The sequence below is a fragment of the Paenibacillus sp. 1182 genome (assembly GCF_017833915.1).
Taxonomy (GTDB): Bacteria; Bacillota; Bacilli; order Paenibacillales; family Paenibacillaceae; genus Paenibacillus; species Paenibacillus polymyxa_D.
This window is the reverse complement of sequence record NZ_JAFICR010000022.1, coordinates 41,402-64,469: the sequence shown is the minus strand read 5'-3', so window position 1 is coordinate 64,469 and position 23,068 is coordinate 41,402. Positions and strand designations below refer to the sequence as shown.

18 protein-coding genes and 1 rRNA gene are annotated in these 23,068 nt (G+C 43.4%); 17 read left to right on the top strand and 2 right to left on the bottom strand.

Going from position 1 to position 23,068, the window contains the following annotated elements; all coding sequences use genetic code 11:
- The 3 genes from rrf to JOD82_RS27960 form a co-directional block, all read left to right on the top strand.
- Positions 1–94: ribosomal RNA gene (gene rrf, locus JOD82_RS27970) — 5S ribosomal RNA — on the top strand; the annotation flags it as partial.
- Positions 95–372: 278 nt separating this feature from the next.
- Complete coding sequence (locus tag JOD82_RS27965) at positions 373–1,224, top strand: alpha/beta fold hydrolase (RefSeq protein WP_029518502.1); 852 nt, start codon at positions 373–375, stop codon at positions 1,222–1,224.
- 272 nt (positions 1,225–1,496) lie between these two features.
- Positions 1,497–2,219, top strand: coding sequence for a YjjG family noncanonical pyrimidine nucleotidase (locus JOD82_RS27960; protein WP_165150576.1), 723 nt, complete (start codon positions 1,497–1,499; stop codon positions 2,217–2,219).
- A 296-nt stretch (positions 2,220–2,515) separates the two neighbouring features.
- Here JOD82_RS27960 and JOD82_RS27955 read toward each other — a convergent pair whose 3' ends face one another.
- The gene (locus JOD82_RS27955; RefSeq protein ID WP_209950344.1) at positions 2,516–4,792 is read right to left on the bottom strand and encodes an alpha-galactosidase; all 2,277 of its coding nucleotides are present in this window, start codon (positions 4,790–4,792) and stop codon (positions 2,516–2,518) included.
- An 84-nt stretch (positions 4,793–4,876) separates the two neighbouring features.
- Positions 4,877–5,863: a LacI family DNA-binding transcriptional regulator gene (locus JOD82_RS27950; protein WP_209950343.1), complete on the bottom strand. Its 987-nt coding sequence runs from the start codon at positions 5,861–5,863 to the stop codon at positions 4,877–4,879.
- Positions 5,864–6,040: 177 nt separating this feature from the next.
- Between JOD82_RS27950 and JOD82_RS27945 the strand changes: the two genes are divergently transcribed.
- The 14 genes from JOD82_RS27945 to JOD82_RS27880 all read left to right on the top strand — a co-directional run bounded on the left by JOD82_RS27945 (position 6,041) and on the right by JOD82_RS27880 (position 23,052).
- On the top strand, positions 6,041–7,849 hold the full coding sequence (locus tag JOD82_RS27945; protein WP_165150580.1) for a cache domain-containing sensor histidine kinase: 1,809 nt from the start codon (positions 6,041–6,043) through the stop codon (positions 7,847–7,849).
- Complete coding sequence (locus JOD82_RS27940; RefSeq protein ID WP_029518497.1) at positions 7,842–8,948, top strand: response regulator transcription factor; 1,107 nt, start codon at positions 7,842–7,844, stop codon at positions 8,946–8,948. The genes JOD82_RS27945 and JOD82_RS27940 overlap by 8 nt, the downstream gene beginning before the upstream one ends.
- A gap of 199 nt (positions 8,949–9,147) precedes the next feature.
- On the top strand, positions 9,148–10,449 hold the full coding sequence (locus JOD82_RS27935; RefSeq protein WP_069011309.1) for an ABC transporter substrate-binding protein: 1,302 nt from the start codon (positions 9,148–9,150) through the stop codon (positions 10,447–10,449).
- 79 nt (positions 10,450–10,528) lie between these two features.
- On the top strand, positions 10,529–11,407 hold the full coding sequence (locus tag JOD82_RS27930; RefSeq protein ID WP_069011311.1) for a carbohydrate ABC transporter permease: 879 nt from the start codon (positions 10,529–10,531) through the stop codon (positions 11,405–11,407).
- 28 nt (positions 11,408–11,435) lie between these two features.
- Entirely contained in the window at positions 11,436–12,278 is an 843-nt protein-coding gene (locus JOD82_RS27925; RefSeq protein ID WP_029518494.1) for a carbohydrate ABC transporter permease, read from the top strand.
- A gap of 491 nt (positions 12,279–12,769) precedes the next feature.
- Positions 12,770–13,471 carry a response regulator transcription factor gene (locus JOD82_RS27920; RefSeq protein WP_069011312.1) on the top strand — a complete coding sequence of 234 codons (702 nt, stop codon included), beginning with the start codon at positions 12,770–12,772 and terminating at the stop codon, positions 13,469–13,471.
- Positions 13,468–14,454 carry a sensor histidine kinase gene (locus tag JOD82_RS27915; protein ID WP_209950342.1) on the top strand — a complete coding sequence of 329 codons (987 nt, stop codon included), beginning with the start codon at positions 13,468–13,470 and terminating at the stop codon, positions 14,452–14,454. The genes JOD82_RS27920 and JOD82_RS27915 overlap by 4 nt, the downstream gene beginning before the upstream one ends.
- Before the next feature lie 100 nt (positions 14,455–14,554).
- Positions 14,555–15,334 carry an ABC transporter ATP-binding protein gene (locus JOD82_RS27910; protein WP_029518491.1) on the top strand — a complete coding sequence of 260 codons (780 nt, stop codon included), beginning with the start codon at positions 14,555–14,557 and terminating at the stop codon, positions 15,332–15,334.
- Positions 15,300–17,312 carry an ABC transporter permease gene (locus JOD82_RS27905; RefSeq protein ID WP_029518490.1) on the top strand — a complete coding sequence of 671 codons (2,013 nt, stop codon included), beginning with the start codon at positions 15,300–15,302 and terminating at the stop codon, positions 17,310–17,312. The genes JOD82_RS27910 and JOD82_RS27905 overlap by 35 nt, the downstream gene beginning before the upstream one ends.
- A 181-nt stretch (positions 17,313–17,493) precedes the next feature.
- Positions 17,494–18,603, top strand: coding sequence for a TolC family protein (locus tag JOD82_RS27900; RefSeq protein WP_029518489.1), 1,110 nt, complete (start codon positions 17,494–17,496; stop codon positions 18,601–18,603).
- Positions 18,604–18,638: 35 nt separating this feature from the next.
- A complete protein-coding gene (locus tag JOD82_RS27895; protein ID WP_165150588.1) occupies positions 18,639–20,099 on the top strand; it encodes an efflux RND transporter periplasmic adaptor subunit in 1,461 nt (486 codons plus the stop codon).
- The gene (locus tag JOD82_RS27890; protein WP_029518487.1) at positions 20,096–20,833 is read left to right on the top strand and encodes an ABC transporter ATP-binding protein; all 738 of its coding nucleotides are present in this window, start codon (positions 20,096–20,098) and stop codon (positions 20,831–20,833) included. Before JOD82_RS27895 ends, JOD82_RS27890 begins: the two co-directional genes overlap by 4 nt.
- A complete protein-coding gene (locus JOD82_RS27885) occupies positions 20,830–22,044 on the top strand; it encodes an ABC transporter permease (protein ID WP_029518486.1) in 1,215 nt (404 codons plus the stop codon). The genes JOD82_RS27890 and JOD82_RS27885 overlap by 4 nt, the downstream gene beginning before the upstream one ends.
- Positions 22,045–22,110: 66 nt before the next feature.
- Entirely contained in the window at positions 22,111–23,052 is a 942-nt protein-coding gene (locus JOD82_RS27880; protein WP_209950341.1) for a polysaccharide deacetylase family protein, read from the top strand.
- The last annotated feature ends 16 nt before the right edge of the window (positions 23,053–23,068 follow it).

Genomic DNA, 23,068 nt, shown 5'->3' with positions numbered 1-23,068 from the left:
TCCACACGTACCCATCCCGAACACGACCGTTAAGCCCTCCAGCGCCGATGGTACTTGGACCGCAGGGTCCTGGGAGAGTAGGACGTCGCCAAGCACGATAAAAGTATGACCTCTATATAAAAAACCGCGATAATCGCGGTTTTTTTGTTTCCCAAAAGATGTGTTTGTCAAAAATCCTGTATGAATGCCATAAGTCAAGACAAGTAAGACAAAAGTAAACCCGTTTTGTTTTTGAAAAAAACATGTTAAACTTTTCTCATAAAAATAAATGTACTTTCTGAGGTGAGTTGAAGTGTTGGAACGTTCTATGGAGAATACAAGGGAATTACACAAAGGAAAGGGAGTGATTTGAAAAAGAGAAGGTGATTATAAATGAGCACTTATCAAACAGTTTTTAGTGATGGATTTGAGCTGAAGTATGCTATAAGAGGTAACGGAAGGCCGATATTGGTGATCGGCAGTAGTGTATATTATCCTCGTTTATTTTCAGACCATTTATATAAAAAGTTTCAGTTTATTTTTCTGGATCATCGAGGGTTTGCAAAACCGAATCGAGCTTTAAAACCAGAAGACTATACTTTGGATAAAGTTATTAATGATATAGAAACAGCAAGACAATGCCTTCATCTAAATGAATTTATCATATTAGGACATTCCGGGCATGCCTTTATGGCTTTGGAATATGCTAAACAATACCCGGATTATGTTCAAAAAGTGGTGCTATTAAATTCAGCACCTACGAACAGCCAAGAAAGACAGCGGCAAAGCTCTTCATTCTTTTATGAAACGGCCAGCCCAGAAAGAAAGGAACGTTTTGAAAAGGACATTGTTTTATTAGAGGAAGATATCAAAAGAGACCCAGATAGAAGATTTGTTCACATGTGTATACGAATGGGAGCCCAAACCTTTTATGATTATGCTTACGATGCGGCTTATATGTGGAAGGATGTATACACGAATATGCCTATCATTGATTATTTATGGGGAGAAGCTTTCGGTAACATGAATTTAATACAATCCTTGGCGGATATCCATAAACCTGTATATATTGGTTTGGGAAGGTATGATTTTTTGGTTGCGCCAGTTTCTTTATGGGATAGGGTCGATGACACCTACGAGAACGTGAAAAAAGTGATTTTTGAATATAGTGGGCATAACCCAATGTTTGAAGAACCTCATTGTTTTGATCAAACATTAGCTAAATGGATTAATGAAGATCACTAGGATTTTTGCTAAATCATCTCTTAGATGCTCAGAAGCCCGTAAAATGAGAATCACCTTCATTTTACGGGCATTCTTATTGAGCGTTATTTACCTTTTGCACCGATGACAAAATACTATGACTTTGTTATTAGTGACTTGACGGTTTAACTAGGTTCTGTATAATAACCGAAAGGTAATAATGTATTGTTAGTTTTTCGTTGTACTACTATCAGAAACAATCTAAGACTCATGGAACTGAACAATAGTCGTAAAGCAATGATATGGAGGTCGTTATGAAATACGAAATTATTTTATTTGATGTCGATGACACGCTGTTTGATTTTAAAAAGGCAGAGAGTTATGCGCTACATAATACGTTTACCCAATTTGGCTTGCCACAAGGGGCCACGGAGTATAAAGCTAGTTATGATGAAATCAACAGCGTATTGTGGCGAGAGGCAGAGGAAGGACATATTACCTCAGCGCAACTGCGTGTGGAGCGGTTTAAGCGATTATTTACTTTTCATGATCTAGACTTTAATCCAGATGCTTTTAGTGCTGCATATTTACGTTATTTGGGTGAAGGTGCTTTTTTAATGGACGGAGCGGTTGAATTATGTGATATGCTGTCTGATTGTCGCTTGGCGATCATTACGAATGGAATCAAAGAGGTGCAAACCTCCAGAATTCAGCTTTCACCGCTGCGTGATGTATTTGAACAGATAATTATTTCAGAGGAAGTGGGTTGCCAAAAGCCACAAGCTGGTATTTTCGATTACGCATTTACTAAGCTAGACATTTCAGATAAGAGTAAGGTTCTCATGGTTGGTGATTCTTTGACCTCCGATATTCATGGAGGCAACAAATACGGAATGGATACCTGTTGGTTCAACCCTGCTGGGAAAACAAACGCGTCTGGCATTCAACCTACTTATGAAATAAAAAGCCTGATGGAGTTATCGAATCGTGTGCTTTCAAAGCGTCCCATCCTGAATCGTACATCGGCGGAAATCTAGATGAATGAGAAATTGGAAATCAGGATGAATAATGTCGAAATCAGAAGACGGAAGTTAAAGACACCGAAAAGTTGAATGAATTGTTTAGAGTTGTGATTACAGACACGTTCACTTAAGAAGGCATTGGTCATATCTGGAAGATATAGAGGACGAAATTGAGACTAAGCGAGCGTATTTGGTAAGTGACATGGAGAGTCACGGTTAGCAACACGGGCACCAAAGTGATTAAACAAGGCAGGCCGGAAAATCGGTCTGCCTTGTTTTGATTTTTTTATCGTCACTGGCCAGATTCACAATTAGCAGGAAATAGCTTTAAGGCGGAAAGTAGAGCTGGTGAAGTCTCCAGAGAGATCCGAGACAACAAGCCCAATTTTCATTAGGCGGTCGCCTCCAAAAATTTCGCCATCAAATGCTACGCGGAAGGGGGAACCGCCATCTTCCACTAAGGTATTACCCGTATGGACTGCAGTGCTGCCTGTCGCCCCGTGTTCGATTATATACTTTTTATCTGGGTCAAGTCCTTTTAGAGTTAGTCGCCGGATGGGCCCATTTGGTTCAGCTAGTACGCGGAAGTAAGCGACAAACGCTTCGGATTGGTCCTCGCTAACGAACATCCAGGCCGTGTCGCCTCGGCCTTCAAACGGACTAAGCAGTCGATACATATCTCCCTGCTGTACAAGGGAACGGATTTCTTTATACTGGGCAATTTGTTTGGCAGCGAGTTCTTTTTCTTCATTCGTAAATGCAGTAAGGTCGAGTTCGTAGCCAAAATTCCCGCTCATTGCCACGTCGCCGCGTATGGCGAGGGAGGTGTTTCGTCCCACCTGGTGGTTCGGCACGTTCGATACATGTGCGCCCATGGTACTGGCCGGGTACACGATGCTTGTTCCATACTGGATAGCCAATCTTTCAATGGCATCGGTATCATCACTGGTCCATGTCTGCGGCATATAGTAGAGCATTCCGGGATCAAATCGCCCACCGCCTCCAGAACAGCTTTCGAACAAGATGTCCGGGAACTGGGAGGTCAGACGTTCCAACAGATCGTAAAGTCCGAGCATATAACGGTGCGCAGTTTCCTTTTGTCGTTCGCTAGGGGCTGTAGCCGAAGCAATCTCCGTCATGTTACGGTTCATGTCCCACTTGACATAAGTGATTGGAGCGATCGAAAATACGGAGCTAAGCGTCTCGTACAAGTAGTCGCATACTTCCTTGCGGGAGAGATCGAGCACCAGTTGGGATCGGCCTTCCGTCCGCCGCCGACCTTCCGCATGCAGGCACCAGTCGGGATGGTTGCGGTACAGTTCACTATCAGGTGATACCATTTCCGGCTCAACCCACAAACCAAACTGTAATCCTTGTTCATTAACCCGTTTGGCCAGGTCAGTAAGACCGCCGGGCAACTTGTGGCGGTCTTCGAACCAGTCCCCAAGCGAACTGTTGTCGTTGTCTCGCTTACCAAACCAACCGTCATCAAGAACAAACAGCTCAATTCCAAGAGGCCCCGCTTCTTTGGCAATCGCCTCGATTTTATCGGCGTCGAAGTCGAAATATGTGGCTTCCCAATTGTTCACGAGAATCGGACGTTCTTTGTCACGGTAAGCCCCTCGGCACAGACGTGTGCGATAGAGTCGGTGATAGGTGCGTGACAGGCCCCCAAGACCTTCTTCGGAAAAGACCAATACGGCTTCAGGAGTCTGGAATGACTGACCCGGCTCAAGCCGCCAGGAGAAGTCAAAGGGATTGATTCCGATACTTACACGAGTCTGACTGAACTGCTCTACTTCTGCCTGTGCGACGAAGTTGCTGCTGTAGATTAGACTGAAACCGTACACATCCCCACGATCTTCAGTCACATCAGGCCGAAGCAGTGCCAGAAAGGGATTCATTTGGTGACTGCTGGAGCCCCGTCTACTCTCGAGCCGAATGGAGCCAGGTCCGAGGTCGCGGCGTTGGATATGTCTTTCCCGAACCCAGGCTCCAGGTAAGTAGAGGGCTTGGTAGTTGGAATCGGCGAAGTCGACAGAGGCGCTCATGGCGTGTTCAATATTCATGGTAGCGCTTCCCTTTTGTTCAAAAAGAGTAGATCTAGCAATGGCACTGTGGTTCGCAAATACAGTATAGAGCAGTGTAGTCTTAAGCCCCGAGTATTGATCCTCAAGGATCAAATAGAGGGTTGTGGCTTCATCATCCGATTCGGCATAGACGGAAGGAAGTCCCTCGAGCTTGGGTTTACCCGGTTCAATACGGTAACCACTATATTTTAGCTCAGTAGTTCGAGTTCCGTCCGCAAGTGCAACCTGGTAAGCCGGTTGACGAAAGTCGCTTGTTCCATACTGGGGGTATTCCTGAGGAAGCGTGTCCAAAGAAATTATACGACTGGAAGAAACGGGAGTGGGAGAGAAGGAGCAACGCTCCCTAAGTTCCAATATACTTGCGAGACTTTGGTCATGATGAAGTTGAGCTCCCCAATAGACATGTGCGGGATATCCTTCTACTAGCTGGATAATATAGCTGCAATCCTTGGACTGCAAATGAAACAAACCAAGCGCTTCGTTAACATGAATGTTCATGATATTCACTCCTCAGGGGTTATCATATTGATTGTTTTACGAAAGGATATTAATCAATGACAATAAGACTCTCAAGTACTAATTTTAGCCTTTTTTGCATGAGCTTTCTCGAATGACAAGCTTAGTCCCGATCACGCTATACGCAGGTGGTTCACGCCCCTCAAACCGTTCAGAGAGCAGTTGCACGGCAGCCTTTCCCATCTGTTCGGGATATGCACGGATAGTGGTTAGCGGAGGCTGCACGAAGGCTGCCATCTCAATGTCGTCGAAGCCAACAACAGCCATATCCTCTGGTACCTTGACTCCAAGTCCATGAAGGGCGCGGAGGGCACCAATAGCGAGCGGATCGCTTGCGACGAAGCAGGCTGTCGGTCGTTCCTGTTGGGCTAGGAGTTCGTTCATCATGAGATAACCATCCGCGGTACTCCAGGAACCTATACGGACGAATTGAGGATTGTACAACCCTTGTTCCCGCATGAATCGTTCAAAATAATGCGCCCTTCGCTCACCGTCGCTCTTACCGCCGATAAATCCGATTTGTCGATGGCCAAGCTCAAGTAGATGTCCGAGTGCCTGATCAACAGCTTGTCTGAAATGAAGTCGTACAGAATCATACTCCAACTGTTCATGGTACTGGTCGACAAGGACAATGGTGTTCTTGTCAGGATGAAGCTTGAATACCTCTTCAGGATCAACGCCGCCCACAACAATCAGACCATCCGCCTTCTGTAAGGTGCCGATGGACGAGCGGCCTCGCAAGGTCTGGCCCAACGTCAGGCCAAGCTCTTCACAGCGCAGTTCGATTCCACGGCGGATCGAGGCGTAATAAGGATCGTCTCTTTCCTCCTCAATAGAACACCACAGCAGGAGGGAGACCGTTTTCCCGGCCCGTTCCGTATTCTGCTTTAATTGCCTCAGCCGGGTAGGCTTATACCCGAGTTGCTCGGCAACCAAAAAAATTCTGTTTTTGGTGTCTGAGCTTACGGACAGTGACAGATCGTTATTTAAAACCCTTGAAACGGTTGCGGCAGACACACCCGCTTCGCGGGCAATGTCTTTAATGGTTGCCAAAAGAGCTCACACCTTTTTAGTTAATAATTTTACTAAAAATCGACTTTATCCTAACACATCTCTAAAGTACTTTCAAGATGGACGGTTGAATTTTTTAAACTTTATTTTTGATCTACTACTGTAGAGATTGTTTGTGTTAACATGATGGATATTCTCTTGATGACGGAGGGGTTCTAGGTGAATATTCTGTCACTAGCTCGTAAGTGGTTTGGTCGACTTCGCTTTAAAAGCAAGGTTATAGCGGTATTTCTTCCGCTAATTATTGTTTCTCTGCTTATTCTTGGACTATTGTCCAACCAACTTTTCAGCCGTTCTTTGATAGACCAAACTACCAGCAATGTGGTCGATGAGTCTCAGCTTATCTTGTCTAGGACCGATTACATATTCAGGAGTGTGGAGACGGCGGCCAATATTATGGTCACGAATATTAACCGGATGTATGATTCATACGGTGCCAAACCTGATACTGCCATGGAGCCTATTCAGTTTGGAAACTTGATGCAGAGCCGCCTATCCATTGATTTGTCAATCTTTCGTGAGGTGGATGCCGCTGTCTTCATTGATAACGAAGGGAAGATTTTCGCCTCTTATACCGAAAGCGGGGATGATCGCAAGATCTATAGCATGCTTAAGCGGGTAAGGGAATCTGAAAGTTATGGACAGGCCCTCTGGTTTGATATGGAGAAGAGGGATTTCCTAACACCAGATCCGAGCTCTCCCGTTTTGACGCTGGGGAAGACGGTCATTAATATAGACACCGGCGAACCATATGGAACGCTTTTTCTGTTAGTGAAGGAAGAAGGTTTGTCCGATTACTTTCGTTCCAGCGATCCAGATGCGCCTAAATCTTATTATTTTTTAGATAACGAAATGCGCGTGGCTGTGGCAGAAGACAATGAGATGCTGATGAATCCGGTGAATCCGCAGTTGGGTGAGGCCATCCAACGTTGTGCCCCTAATGCATCCCATGGAACGTGTTCATTCGAGTATGAGCGCAACCTGATAACGGTCACTGATTATAACCGTATGGAATGGAAGTTGGTCAATATTGTTTCTCTTAGCCTGCTTACAGCTGATGTCCGGCAAAATGTTAGATTGTCGCTATTAATCGGTGTGTTATGCCTTGTTTTTTCCTGGCTGGGTGCCAGCTTTCTGTCCAGAATGGTCGTTAGTCCTCTCGAACAATTGACTAAGGCCATGCGAAAAGTAGTAACTGGTGATTTGCAACCTGTTGCGACAGTCCGTACTGAAGATGAAATCGGTACCATTGCGGAAGCGTTTAACTTTATGGTAAGACGGGTTCGGGAACTGCTGGATGAGGTAAGGCAGGAACAGAACCGTAAGCGTGAATATGAGCTTGCACTGATAAGCGCCCAAATTAAACCGCATTTTCTGTACAACACTTTGGATACCATTTATGCACTCAATGAGTTAGATCGTAATGAGGAGGCTAGAGATACTACAAAAGCGCTGGCAGATTTTTATCGAATGGTGCTGAACAAGGGACGGGAACTAATCACTTTAGAAAAGGAAGCTCAGATTACTGATGATTACCTGACGATTCTGCAAATCCGTTATCCCGATGTGTTTCGCTATGAAGTGGATATTCCTCCCGAGTTTGAAGGTACACCGATCCCGAAGCTCTCGCTTCAGCCGCTTGTCGAGAATTCGATTTACCATGGCCTTAAGAAGAAAGGAACAAAAGGTTTTATCCGCATTTTTGCCTTTAGACAGGGCGATAAGGTGGTCGTTCGAGTGGAGGACAACGGTGTGGGGATGAACGAAATACAGGTTCAGACCATTATGTCCAGACATTTGCCGGAAGAAGGAATACGATCAATCGGCACCTACAGCGTTCAGCAGCGGCTGAGCCTGTATTTTGGCGAGGAGTATGGGATATCCGTGCAAAGTGTGCTCACGAAGGGAACAACTGTTGACCTGTCGCTGCCGATGCTGCCAAAGGGGAGTGAACACCAAAATGTATAAAGTGATGATTGTCGATGATGAACCGCTGTTCCGAGACTTTCTGCGTATGAAGATAGATTGGGAAATTCATGGTTTTCGGGTTTGCTGCGAAGCAAGGAACGGACAGGAAGCACTTCAGGAAGCCGAGCGGCATCAGCCACATCTCGCCCTCGTAGATATCAATATGCCCTTCATTGACGGAATTGAATTAGCCAAGAGGTTGAAAGTCAAGTTCGAACGCATCGTTATTGTATTCATATCTGGACATAACGAATTTGAATACCTACAGAAGGCGGTTCGAACCGGAGTACAGGATTATTTGTTGAAGCCGTTCAATGCAGAAGAAATGCTCTCGATGTTGGAACGCATTAAGCCGAAGCTACCGGTGCTTCCACAGGAGAGCGAAAGTGCAGAGTTAAGGGGACAGGGCGGCGAAGTGTTGCATAGCAGAGCAGGTATGCCTGATTTGGGCCATCTACGCGATGCGGTTGTGCTTGACCTCCGAATGAAAGACAGTGAAACGCTAGAGGAGGTCCGTAAGGCAATCCGTCAGCTTAGTAAATATAAATGGGGAGACGAATACGCAGATGCGATGCTTATGGGAATCGTATCTTTAGCCCTTTCCTTTGCCAGTGAACGAGGCATTCCTTATGACCGGCTATGGGAAAATGGAGGAGACAATTCTCCTTACGAACGGCTGCGAGAGTTAGATTCCTGGGAGGCTGCTGAAGGTTGGATGCTCGCTCTATACCGCAAGCTGATCCAACTGATGGAGAATATGCGTCCTACGAAGGCTTCCAATTTATTTGTGGCGGCGATCAACTATATTGAGGAACATTATGCAGACTCAGAGCTGTCTGCTGAGCAGGTTTCGTGCGGAGTATTCGTCGATCCCAGCTACCTGCGCCGCGTATTTCGCAAGGAGTCTGGCTTTTCCATAGTGGATCATATTACACACATCCGAATGAAGAAGGCTAAGGAGCTTTTGCTGAAAGGAAATCGGAAGCTGTCAGAAATCGCTGAAAGTGTAGGATACAGTGACCCCAATTATTTTGGCAAATGCTTCAAGAAACGCTTTGGCATGACACCCACTGAATATGAGCAACTCAAAAAAAGGTAGCGCCTGTCCTGCGAGGCAGGACAACTTCGATTTAAGCCTGGCGGTTTTCCTATATACGGAGAACCGCTGCTCTATTTGTCCCGTTTTTTACTGGTTATGCCCGTTTTATTCCTTAATCAAGAATAGAAGCGGCAGTATACTGTAGTCATGCAAATGAAAGCGCAAACATAAAACACACTGCATGAGGGGGATTAAGCAAATGAAAAAAACTTACAAAAGTTGGAGTGCAGCTTTGCTAGTGCTCACTATGTCGATTGGATTGATTGCTTGTGGGGAAGATAACTCGACCTCTTCCAAGAGCGAGGCAGGGGACGGTACGATCAAATTAAAGGTGTATGCACAACATTTTGATGACGATACCATAAAGCCGTTCGATTATGCGGTGGAAGAGCTTAAAAAGAAGATGCCAAACGTAGAAATTGAACTGGATCCTGCCGTACAGGACGGAGGACAGAAGCTTAAAACTTATGCGGCAACGGGCAATATGCCGGATGTCTATTTAGCGGATTGGGCTGTCCTGCAAACTTTCGCAAAATCGAAAAATGTTGAGGTGCTGGACAACTATGACACAACGGCCGAATTCAAGAAGAATCTTAATCCGGGTGTTGAATCGCGTTTGGTAGCTCCAGACAATCATGTATATGCTTATCCCGAAACCGGCATTGAATTCCAAATGATCTATTACAACAAGTCAATTTTCGAGAAGGTAGGAATTAAAACACCGCTTAAGACGATTGACCAGATGACCGATGCAGCGAAAAAGTTGAAAGCTGCTGGTTACGTACCTATGTCAATCTTTGCCAAAGAAAAATGGATTACGACCGCTTTCTATAATGGGCTGGTTACAAGGGAGCAGCCGCGTGGATTTGGAGCACTTGATGAGAAGGGTGTAAAAGCATTGCCGGAAGCATTCGTAACAGCGGCACAGCAGATGAAGCAACTGCAAGCAGCCGGATTATTCGATGCAAACGCGACGAACACCAATTATGATCAGGCTTCGTCCCTGTTTTATCAGGGCAAAGCTGCCATGTTCGTGAATGGACAATGGGAAATTTACAGCTCACAGGAAAAGCTGGGCGACCAGGTCGACTGGATGTACTGGCCTGCAAAGGATGAAGCAACCTACGAGAAATCCAAATATTTCATTGACGGCTCAGGTTCTCCGCAGGGCTACGCAGTATCATCAAGTAGCAAAAATAAGGAAACAGCCGTAAAGGTAGCGGCGTTCCTTGCCACAAAGTCAGCCGAATACAGATACACTCAACTTGGAAGCCCAATTGTTTCGCAGAAAGTGGATAAGCCAATCGCCTCCAATGTTCCAGCAATGATGCAGCGAGTTGTCAAAGAGTTGCTGCCAAATGCGCAGGAATATGCTCAACTTCTGAGTAGTACAAAAATTCAGAACACTATTAATGACAATACTCAGAATTTGATGGTAGACAACTTTTCTGAAAACGATTTTGTGAACAATCTGAATAGCACATTGGATAAAGAAAACTGAGAATTCAGGAACTCGGCTGCCCTTGGCGGCATAAGTCGCTAGGGGATGCTGTTCCGAAGATAAGGGGTGGAAGCAAGACATGAATAAATATTTGGGGAACAAACCGGCACTCGCGCTGTTTCTCCTCCCTGCTTTGATACTGTATAGCGTAATTTTGATATATCCCGTTCTGCAAACCGTTCTTCGCAGCTTTTATGATTGGGATGGCCTGAGTACGCTGACCTTTTCGGGACTGAGTAATTATCGGGAACTGTTCTCCGATCCTCTACTTGCTACTTCGCTTAAGAACGGATTAATATTTGCCATTGTTCTGGCGGTCTTTCAGATCGGACTGGGAACACTATTAGCGCTAATCTGTGCTGACCCGCGCACACGCGGGCGAAAAATACTGAAAACGTCTTATTTTATCCCAGTTGTCCTATCGGTAACCGTGGTGTGCCAGCTGTGGATCGCAATCTATGACCCAACTAACGGATTGATCAACCGACTGTTTGATCTCTTGAACATCCCGTACCAGCAAAATTGGCTGAGCTCCCCGACAGCATCGATTATTGCCATTGCCTTCGTTAATGCCTGGCAGTTTATGGGTTATCAATTTGCGTTGTTATATGCGGGAGTTAAGTCAATACCCGAAGACTACTTTGAAGCCGCCACGATTGACGGTTGCACCAAATGGAGAGCGCACTGGCATGTCACGCTTCCACTGATGAGGGAAACGTACAAATTCTGCTTCATTATTGCGATTACCTCTGGAATAGGGGCCTTTGTGCAGATGCTGATTATGACAAACGGAGGGCCCGGTACTACAAACTATACATTGACATTCATGATTTACCGCTATGCTTTTATGGAAAGCAATTATGGGTATGCGTGTGCTGTATCCGTGCTGCTTGTACTAATCTCACTACTGGCAACTGTAGTTATCAATAAGCTGTTCGACCGCGGACAAACCGCCTGATAAGGCGTGTATTGAAAAGGAGAACGAAATGAGTAAAACTGCTTTGAGCAAGTTCAGACAAGCTGTTCTGCAGATACCGCTGTGGTTGTATTTTATTGTTTCGGTCTACCCGTTGTTCTGGATGGTTTCCTACTCGTTCAAGAACAACGATGAGATCTTTGTCTCTAACCCATTTGGACTGCCAACGCATTTTCGTTACGAAAATTACATCAATGCGTGGACGCAATTTAATATTCCCCGTTACTTTCTGAACAGTCTGGTCGTATCAACGATTTCGACTTTGTTCATCCTTTTGCTGGCTCTGATGTTTGCCTTCGCAGTGGCTCGTATGAGATGGAGGTTTCGTTCAGCTGTCCGGACTTATATGATCATAGGAATGTTTATGCCACTGCAGGTTATCATGATACCGCTGGCGATTTTGGTTCGCGATTTTCATCTTACGAATACGTACGGAGCTCTTATTCTTCCTTATATCGCAATTGGGCTTCCTTTCTCGTCAATGATTTTCTATGGATTCCTAACAGCAATTCCTAAAGAGATTGAAGAGGCGGCATGCATGGATGGAGCTAATATTTATAGACTGTTCCTGAAAATCATTATGCCACTTGCATTGCCTGCAATTGCGACGGTAGCCATTTTTCAATTCTTGAACAACTGGAATGAGTTCACTTTGGCCTATATTCTAATTTCTGATGAAAATATGAAAACATTGCCTCTAGGCTTACTTTTCTTCCAGGGTTCCTACAGTACGGATTGGGGAGCCATGGGAGCTGTTATGACTATGGCCTCCTTACCGATGGTACTTGTCTACCTGTTCTTGAGTGAACAAGTGGAGCGGGCGATGACGGTAGGTTCTGCTGTAAAAGGGTAGAAAGAATAAAATGCCCGGCTAGAGAATCAGAAAAAGATTCTCTAGCCGGGCATTTTTGATATGTACATACGTTAATTCAATCCGACGATGGTTTGTGGCTAATCAGAAACCTTACAGTAAAATAGAGGTTTTTGTAAGTTTAAACTGTTGTTCGTTATGTAGAAGCTGTTATGCTGGTAAACAGCTAGGCAAGGAAAGAAGTGAAGCAAACTTTGAAAGATCCAAAGCAAAGTTTCCATGAAACATTAAAAAATCATAAAAGAACTATTATAACAGTCACAGTTATCGTTATTATAATTATACTGTTAATCACTCTGGTGCTCGGCACCATGTATATAATTCGGGATTCAATATACACCACCATGAAAAACTCCTAATCATCTACAACCAAAGGGGGTTAGATTGTTGTTATTGCTTGAACGATCAAATAAAGGCATTATATAGAGAAATCAGTTGTTAAAAATTCAAGCACTAAGAAGGTAGAAAACACGATGCAGAAGATATTAATAGTAGAGGATGACCCTCAAATCAGCTCCTTGCTCCAATCCTATCTTGAGAAATATGGTTATCAAGGAATTATTGTTTCAAATTTTGATCAAGTTCTGGCTATCTTTGAAGAGGTAAAGCCTGATTTGGTACTACTTGATGTGAATCTACCTCGTTTTGATGGATTTTATTGGTGCAGGCAAATACGGACTCAGTCTACATGCCCCATCCTTTTTGTGTCTGCACGTGATGATAAAATGGATCAGGTCATTGCTTTGCAAAACGGAGCAGATGATTACATTACGAAACCATTTTATCCCGAAGTACTACTGGCCAAAGTAGAAAGTAATTTACGGCGTGCCTATGGTTCCTATGCCGTTGCTCCACCATCACGATCCTTAACGGTGTCAGGCTTGACTCTTTATCCCGACATTATGGAACTTGTATACCATGACAAGCAGGTAGAGATGAGTCATAAAGAAGCGGCCCTCCTGGAGCTATTGATGACATATCCTAAGCAGGTTGTAGGGCGAGTTCATATCTTAGAGGCTTTATGGGATGATGACCAATATGTAGGGGAGAACACACTGAATGTTTATGTCACACGTGTCCGCAAAAAACTGAGCGAGCTGGGACTAGGGGATATCATAGAGACGGTTCGAGGGGCTGGCTATCGGCTTCACTTGACTGAGGAGGAAGAACGGTGAAGCTTTTTTGGCGCGACCATTTTTCGCTGGTCATTTTTAATATCATCCAACTTTTTCTTGTGTTAAGTATCTATTGGATGGATGGTTACCGTAACTGGTCGACGGCCCTATATTCCGTCTTTTTTGGGTCCATCCTATTGGGGGTCTATTTGCTGTTCCGGTTCGTTATGTATTCTGGTTTATATCGCATATTATCCACTACAAACATTAAAGATTTAGATGAGCTTATTCAGATGAAGGTACTTAATCCGTTAGCCGCTTCTTTACAACATTTGCTTTTGCAATATTATCGATTGTATCAGTCCCGAATTCATCAGTTAGAGCATCAGCAGCGCGATCATATTACGTTTATCAATCAGTGGGTTCATCAGATGAAAACTCCTCTTTCTGTTATTCATTTAATTCTCAAAGGAAGAATAGACCCCGAATCGGATCAGATTCACGATGAGATTGATCGAATGGGAAAAGGACTGGACATGATTTTGTATATGTCACGATTGGAATCCTTTGAACCTGACTTTCATGTGGAGCCTGTTGTATTACGAAAGCTAGTTAGTGATGTGATTTATGATAACAAAAGATTATTGATCCGCAACGAAATTTATCCTTCCAATGAAGTGGACGAGCAGTTGAGTGTGATTACCGATGCCAAATGGCTAAGATTTATAATTAACCAATTGGTGACCAATGCGGTAAAGTACTCTTCAGGTCATGCCCGCAGTCTGAAGCTGATGTCTGACGTAAGAGAGCATGTCATTGTGTTGGAAGTAAAGGATGAGGGGATTGGTATCCCTAAAAAAGACATAGAACGGGTATTTGAGGCTTATTACACAGGTGAAAATGGGCGGAAGTATCGTGAATCAACCGGGATGGGACTCTATTTGGTGTCTGAAATCTGCAAAAGACTGAATCATGATATTCAATTGAAATCGACGGTTGGTAAAGGGACGACGGTTCAAATCCTGTTTTCCATTGGCAAATGAGAAACCTTACAACACATTTAAGGTTTTTGTAATGTTAATCGGTCGCTTCACTTATCTGGATGGATTATGATCATAGCATAGGAAAAGAAAGGAATGAACGATGGAGATTGTACGAATGGATCAAGTTACCAAAATATACTATGGCAAGGTTCCCTACCGAGCTCTTAACAATATCCATTTAACGATCAAACAAGGCGAGTTTGTTGGTATTATGGGGCCGTCTGGTAGTGGGAAGACTACATTATTAAATATGATTTCGACCATTGATATGCCGACTTCTGGCGAGGTTAGCATTAAAGGAGAAAATCCACATCTGCTCAAGAAGGATAAGCTGGCTTTATTTCGCCGCAAAGAACTGGGCCTTGTATTTCAAGATTATAATTTGCTGGAAACCCTCACTTTGGGAGAAAACATACTGTTTCCTCTGATGCTGAATAAAAAAGGGTTAAAGGAAATGGAGCACAAACTGGAAGAGGTAGCGAAAAAACTGGATATTACAGATGTTTTGGACAAACGGCCTTATGAGGTATCGGGGGGACAAAAACAACGTGCAGCCATAGGCAGGGCTATGATTCATTCTCCTTCGCTCCTGCTTGCAGATGAACCAACCGGAAATCTCGATTCCAAGTCTTCGCGTGTTGTAATGGAAATGCTGAGCCTTGTCCACCGTGTAGACTATTCTACAATTGTGCTGGTAACACACGGCGCCTTGGAAGCTAGCTATTGCGACCGGGTAATTTTTATTAAAGATGGTGAGTTATATAATGAAATCCGTCGTAGTCATAGTCAGCAAATATTTTTTCAGGAAATCATAGATATGCTCTCCTTTTTGGGGGGAAGTAGACATGCACATGAGCTTTCGTCTGTTAGCATGGAATAATCTCAAACGCAATGCGCGTGCTTACGTTCCTTATTATTTAAGCAGCTCCTTGATGATTACGATTTTTTTCGTATATGCGGTATTTATTTTTCACCCGGATGTCTCGAATGTAATCACAGCAGCTAATGTAAAAAAGGGATTACAGGTTGCCGATCTATTGATTTTTGTATTTTCCTTTTTTTTCGTATTATACACAAATAATATCTTTGTTGCTGCACGTAAGAAAGAATTTGGTATACTCACCATTTTAGGAGCAAGTCATAGGCAAATTTATTTTTTGGTAGCTTTTGAAAATCTAATTATAGGCTTTTTATCATTGGTGACCGGGATGATCGGAGGATTTGTTTCAGCGAAGTTTTTCCTGCTTATGGGTTCCAATGTCATAGGAATGTATTTAAGATTTTATTTTCCCTGGAAAGCACTTGCCTTTACAGGAATTGGATTTATGTTTTTGTTTATATTGATCTCACTTGTGTCTGTTTTCTTTATCCGACGTTTTAAACTACAGCAGCTTTTTAGCAAGGCTCCTCAGCTCAACAAAGAGCCTAAAGCTTCATGGAGTCTGTCCATTCTTGCCGTAGTATTAATCGGAGCGGCTGTATATTTAATGAAGCTTGATTTTTCACCCTACATTTATCTGGCACCTTATCGTTTAGGGACCCTTTCCTTTTATATATTGCACTATTCGGTTGGAGACACCTTTAAATATACAATTATAATGGGATCTCTGGGTATTTACTTATTTTATACTCAATCATGTGTACTATTCATTCAATTGCTTAGAGCTAACAGGAAATGGTCTTGGAGCGGATCGCGTTTGTTATGGTTATCTGAGATCACATATAAAATGAGGAATAATGCCGGGCTTTTTTCATTGATTACCCTCATTTCTATCATTTCCTGTGTAGGAGCCGCATCAACTTTTGACTCCATGCAACAGCAAAAAAGATTTCTTAGGGAGCAATCTTATTCATTTGCATTTACTTCTGATGTTGTAAGTTCTAACGAGCTTGAAAAAGAGATTGACCAAAATCTGTATACGGCTGGGGTGGATTATGGAAAAGGTGAAGTATTAGTCTTCCCTTTTCGGGAACAGATTGCGCCAGTGATGAAACAATCCAACTATGAAGCACTTGCTTCCAAGTTTAAGAAGCTAAAACAGGTACCTACGCTTCGGGAGAATCAAGGTTTTTTCATTATCGATCCAAACGAGATGCCTCTCGAAGAAAAGAAAACCCTTTTTGAAAAAAAGCTAACTTACAAGCAAGGGAAATCTCATATGATGAATCTTGAGATTATGGATACTAAGACGATAGATCATAACCTGAAGTTTGATGGAAATATCGTCTCTGAACTAGGAAGGCTACTTGTTGTTACTGATCGAACTTACGACTATTTAATTGAACATCGGTATTTCAATGATCCGTTGGCATTTAAATCTACTTATTATTTTGTGCCAAAATGGAAGAATGGCCAGCTTTCCTTAGAAACTTCTGAAACTCAACAAGAGGTATGGTTGTATTCTGTGTTGGCCAATAGGGTGAATAAAGGGGTGCTTAACTCTAGGGCCGTAGACTATTTGACATCGGAGATGGATCTGGTTATTAGTGAATTTATTGGCGGATTTATCGCCATTATTATGTTGGCAAGTACAGTAAGCCTGCTGTATTTCAGACTATATGTAGATCTTCAGCGAGATGAAGAAATATACCGAGCTTTATCGAAAATTGGACTAAACTCAAGGGAAATGAGACAATCGGCTTCCAGACAAATTGCATTCCTGTTTCTTCTGCCATTAGTCGTATCGTCTATGGGAATGGTGCTTTGTTTAGTGATGTCAGAACCATCTGTAATATATGGAGTACCCGTTCATCTTACGCTGATTCAGATTATGCTGTGCTTCTGGGCCATCCAATTTCTTTCCTTTCTTATTGTACGTTCTCTGTATCTTCGTCAATTAGATTTAAAGATACTATAAGGAACGGTACGTTGTGTGTAAAAAGTTGCAGAAGGGCAGGACGGTGTTCCTCCTTTCTGGAATGTGCACCGAATAGAAGGTAAGGTCTCAAGTGGGATACAGAAGAAAACACATAATTCATATAACAACTTATTTAAGAACCGACCTTAGTCGTTACCATATTTTTAAAGTGGGGATATCTATGAAAAAACGTATGTTCATTTTATTGCTGCTCGCCTTGTCGGCCAGTTCTTTATCAGAGTCCTTTGTTCAAGCAGAGGAGGCGCAGCAGCAGGTTACCAAAGCAAGTGTGAAATTAACACTGAGTCAAGCCCAGCAGTGGGCACAATCCAATAGTTTTAGCTTGAAGGAAGCCCAGCAGACGATAGATCGCAACCGGATTATGCTAAAAAATGCAGGCAAGAATCTGGACTTCATTCCGGCAGGTCAAGGCAACGGTGAAGAAGATGCGGCTAGTAGTTCAGCATGGAAGGGGTATGCTTCATCGACAGTTTCTTATTTGGAATCCAAAAAGCAAATCGAACTTGCCCAAGATCAGACAGATTACACTGCAATGAAGAATTATTATGACGTACTTCTGGCTGATAACAAAGTAAAGAGTAGTGAGGATGCACTTTCGCTTGCGCTATTGGAGGAAAAAGCTGCTGAAGCGAAGGCCAACCGTGGAAAAATTTCTCCAGGTGATCGAAGTACGATTATTCAGACTCGTATAGAGGCTCAAAAGAATGTAGACATTGCTAAAGCTGCACTGCAAAAAGCGCAGGATTCGCTTAATACACAAATGGGACAGTCACAAGGAAATTTATATGAACTGGTGGACAGACCCGTTTACCGGAAAATGGATAACACGAATCTGGATACGCTAGTGTCGCGTGCCATCTCAGCGAGTCCTTCGGTATGGAGACAGGAGGAGGCAGTCAAGCTAGCAAAAATGGAAATTAAATATTACACGTGGAACTCGGGAACGGATGACTATGAAATTAAACAGATAGATGTAGATTCAGCACAAGGTGGACTGGAAAATACCAAGGATCAACTGGCAGAAACACTGAAAAGTATGTACTTTAATTTACAGCAAAATGAAGAACAATACGAACAAATGCGAAGTAATCTACAGAACCTTAGTAAAGTGTTGGACATTTCTCGCAAAAGAAAGGCACGTGGATTTGCAACAGGTACGGAGGTCGCCACGAATCAGTTGAAAGTAAAGCAAATCGAACGGAATATGGATGAACTCATTGTTCAAATGACGCTGCTGCAACATGCTTTAAACAAGCCGTGGAGTGTATAGGATTTAGCAAAAATACAATTTAAGGGGATATAACATTGTCGGAAACAGAAAAGAAAGATAAAAATTCATTACAAGTATTAAGAAAGAAAAGAAGAGTGAAAAGGAGCATAGGTATTCTGATCTTGCTCATTATAGCGGGAATTGGCGGTACGCTCTACATGAAAAGGGGCCAGGAAAAACCTGTGGAGGCTCCGGCGAATCAGGTCGTACAGGTACAGAAAGCTAACATAACCGAGTCGCTTAGCGTGACTGGAACCGTTCAGGCTTCCAAGGAAGTAAATATTAATTTTACAAATATCGAGGGTGCCAAGCTCGTCGCTGTCAATGTCAAAGCAGGAGATAGCGTCAAGGCAGGTCAGGTGCTAGCACGACTAGATGATTCAGATGCCAGGCTGCAAATTAAGGATGCCGAATCTAATGTCGCAATTGCAAGGGCCAAACTGGACGAAGCCAAGCGCGGACCCAAAACAAATGATATCGAGCTACAGAAAGCAAATGTCTTAAAGGCACAGATGGCGATTAAAACAGCCAAGAACGCGATGGAATTAGAGGAAGCTGCTGCGCAAAAGGAGGCAGCCAAGGTGACTTTGGATAAAGCCCAGAAGGATTATGATGACCAGGCTTATCTGGTTCAGAATGATGCGGCAGCAGAAAGTGACCTGGCGACAGCCAAGCAAAATCTGGATAAGGCAAAACTGGATATGAGCAATGCAGAGCTGCAGTACAAGAAGGCACAGACCAAGCAAACTGAGGCGATCGAAGAGGCGGAAATGGGCTATAAAACAGCATTAATACAATTAAAGGCTGCACAGTCCCCACCTGAAGCTTCCAACATCCAATCTGCACAAGCTTCTTTATTGCAGGCTGAAACGGCATTAGAGCAGAAGAAAAGTGTTCTAAGTAAATTACAGGTTACGGCGCCGTGGGACGGGATTATTTTGAAGGTCAACGGCGATGTGGGCACTAGTCCTACTGCACCTTTTATTGTCATGAATAACTCCAACACAGGGGTTATGAAGGTTCTTGCCAAGGTGAACGAAAGTGATATTGCTAAATTAAAGACCGGACTTCAGGCGACAATGCACTCGAATTCATTCCCGGACAAACAATTTAAAGGCGAAGTACGCTTTGTTTCTCCAGAGCCGGTGACGGAAGCCAATGTGACTACATACAAAATTGAATTGTCTTTGGATAGCCAAAACATAAGGCTGCAACCGGGGATGAATATGGATGTATCTCTACTGTTAGCTGAACACAAAAATGCGCTGTCTGTGCCATTGTTTGCCTTGAGGTCTGAAGGCGGTGTGGATGGAGTATATGTGGCGAAGAACACAGCGAATCCGGCCGATTATGAGTTTAGACCCGTGAAACTGGGTGTTTATACAGCGGATCAGGCCGAAATCAAGTCCGGTGTCAAGGAAGGTGAAACCATTGTTATTCCTCCTCAGAACAGCAGTGCTGACCCGAATGGCAGTGGAGGGGGGCAGACACAATGAGTGAAACTCAATCCAATAACACCGTTATTGAAATTAAAGAGCTGAAAAAAAGGTATGAAGTAGGCGGTCAGGAGATTCAGGCTCTACGCAGTGTGAACTTATCTATTAGCGAAGGGGAGTTTGTTGCTATCATGGGGCCCTCTGGTTCAGGCAAGTCCACCATGATGAATGTTATTGGTTGCCTGGATCATCCGGATACCGGTAAATACTATCTGGATGGTTACTCCATATTGGATGCTCGTGAGAACGAACTTTCAGAGATTAGAAATCAGAAGCTAGGATTTGTGTTTCAGAAATTCTATCTCCTGCCTCGTACTACAGCTTTAGCAAATGTGGAGCTGCCTATGATGTATGCAGGTGTTCCTGCCAAGGAGCGTCGGGAAAGAGCTATAGAGGCGCTTCGGATGGTGGGCCTTGCAGAACGGATGTATAACAAGCCTAACGAGCTTTCTGGCGGTCAGCAGCAGCGGGTTTCCATCGCCCGAGCTTTGGTGAATCATCCGGTCATTCTGCTGGCAGATGAGCCTACGGGTGCACTGGACACGAAGACGAGCATCGAGATTATGGAGCTGTTCCAAGGCTTGAATGAGCAAGGAAAAACCATTGTCCTGGTTACTCATGAACTGGAAGTAGCGGAATATGCCAAACGATTGATCAGCTTTCGGGATGGTAACATTGAGCGAGATGAGCCTATTGCAAATAGACGAATTTCATCAAGGGTGGTAAGTCTATGAATCTGATGGAAACGATCCGTGTATCGATGAACAGCTTAACTACCAACAAGATGCGCTCATTTTTAACGATACTCGGTATTATTATCGGGGTGGCAGCGGTGATTGCCATTATGGCCATCGGGAATGGCTCAAAGGCCAGTATTAAGGAGGAAATCAATAAGTTAGGAAATAACGTACTTTTGGTTGCTCCCGTCATGCCAATGACTGAGGAAGAAATAAATCAGGATACCTTGCCCTCATTTACGTGGACAGATGTCGAGGCATTGGAACAAAAGAGTTCGATTGCAGCAATGATGCCCCGTATTTCAAGCAGTTCAAAAGCTGCATGGGGGCGATATAACTATAATGCAACCATTGTAGGGACATCTGCTTCATTTTACAAGGCCAAAAAGTTTTCCTTTGCCGAGGGCAGAACATTTACCAACGATGAGATGGATAAACGTAGGAATGTTGCCATTCTGGAAAGCCAAGCGGTTGTGCGTCTTTTTGGTGGAGATACCAAAGGCGTATTGGGACGAACGTTTCAAATCAAACAGATCCCTTTCAAAGTAATCGGAGTATTGAATTCTCAGCCTGTTACGAATTTAAGCTACAGTACAAATGATCAAATCTACATCCCGGCTACAACCATGATGAACCGTCTGGGTGAGAAAAACATTACTGGTCTGGAGGTATCCGCCAAGTCACCAGGCTTGATGGGTCAGGCTCAATCAGACATATTGGAAAGCTTGCGTGTGACGCATCAGCTAAAACCTTCGGAACCGGATCAATTTCAAGTAATGAGTCTGTCCGAAGCAGCAGGTGCAGCATCCGGTGTAGATAATATCATGACCAGCTTGCTGGGAGGTGTAGCTGCGATCTCACTTGTGGTAGGGGGAATCGGAATTATGAATATTATGATGGTGTCGGTTATAGAGCGCACGAAAGAAATTGGTATTCGAAAAGCTATTGGTGCCAAGCCAAGAGATATTATGATTCAATTCCTGTCCGAAGCGGTCATTTTTGGTCTGCTAGGGGGGATGCTCGGGGTTGTTACAGGCGTAGGCGCCTCCAAAATAATCGAAGCAACAGCACGCATGACCATTGAATTTACAATCTCGCCGATCCTATATTCGTTTCTTAGCTCTGCAGGTACAGGCATTCTATTTGGGGTATATCCGGCTTATAAAGCAGCAAGATTAAAACCAATAGATGCATTGAGATACGAATAATTGAATGGGCACATGGTCGCAACATAAAACGTGAACTGCTTCTAGATTTTTGGAGGAATATATACTATGGAAAAAAGCTATGTGCAAAATAGAACCAGAGCTCATCGAATGAAGAGGAAGAGAAGAAGACTACTGTTTATTATTCTCATTTGTATGGTTCTAATGATTATAAAACTCTTTGACATCTTCAGTAGTAAACCACAGCCAGTAAAAACGATTGAATATGCAGAAAAAATAGAATCAGTATCAACCGACAAACTAAATAACAAATCCAAAGGGAGCGAATCTTCTCTACAAAATGTTTCGGATGTTGAAGATGCAGCATTTGTTGAAAAGTACTTAAATCAGCAAATGCAAGGGCAGCGACCTGAGGGGATCGACGGTAAAAAAGTAGTCTATTTATCTTTTGATGATGGTCCATCGGTTACCGTAACGCCTAAAATATTAGATATTCTTAAAAAAGAAAGTGTGAAAGCAACGTTTTTTGTGGTAGGAAAAGCAGTAGAGGAAAATGAAGTGACTAAAAAAATAACAAAAAGATTGGTTAAGGAAGGACATGCGATCGGAAATCATACCTACTCACATGACTACAGTTATTTGTATCCGAATCAGACTGTGAATTCGAGCAGTTTTATGAATGATATTGAAAAAACAAATCAAGTTTTAAAGCAAATATTGGGGCAGAATTTTTCCACAAGAGCGATTCGATTTCCAGGCGGCCACATGACATGGCAGAGAAATGATCCCGATGGTATGGAAGTACTGGACAAAGAACTACAGGATAAGGATTACCATCAGATTGACTGGAATGTGTTACCTAAAGATGCAGAGGGTGCACGTAAGAATGCTGAGCAATTAATTAGTGAATTCATGAGAAATATTGGGACTAGAGAAAAAGCAGTGGTACTCATGCATGACACTTATGGGAAGGAAGAAACAGCCAAAGCCTTGCCTGAAATCATAAGATATTTAAAAAAGCAGGGATATGAATTTAAGACTATCAAGTAACGTACCGATTTCAATC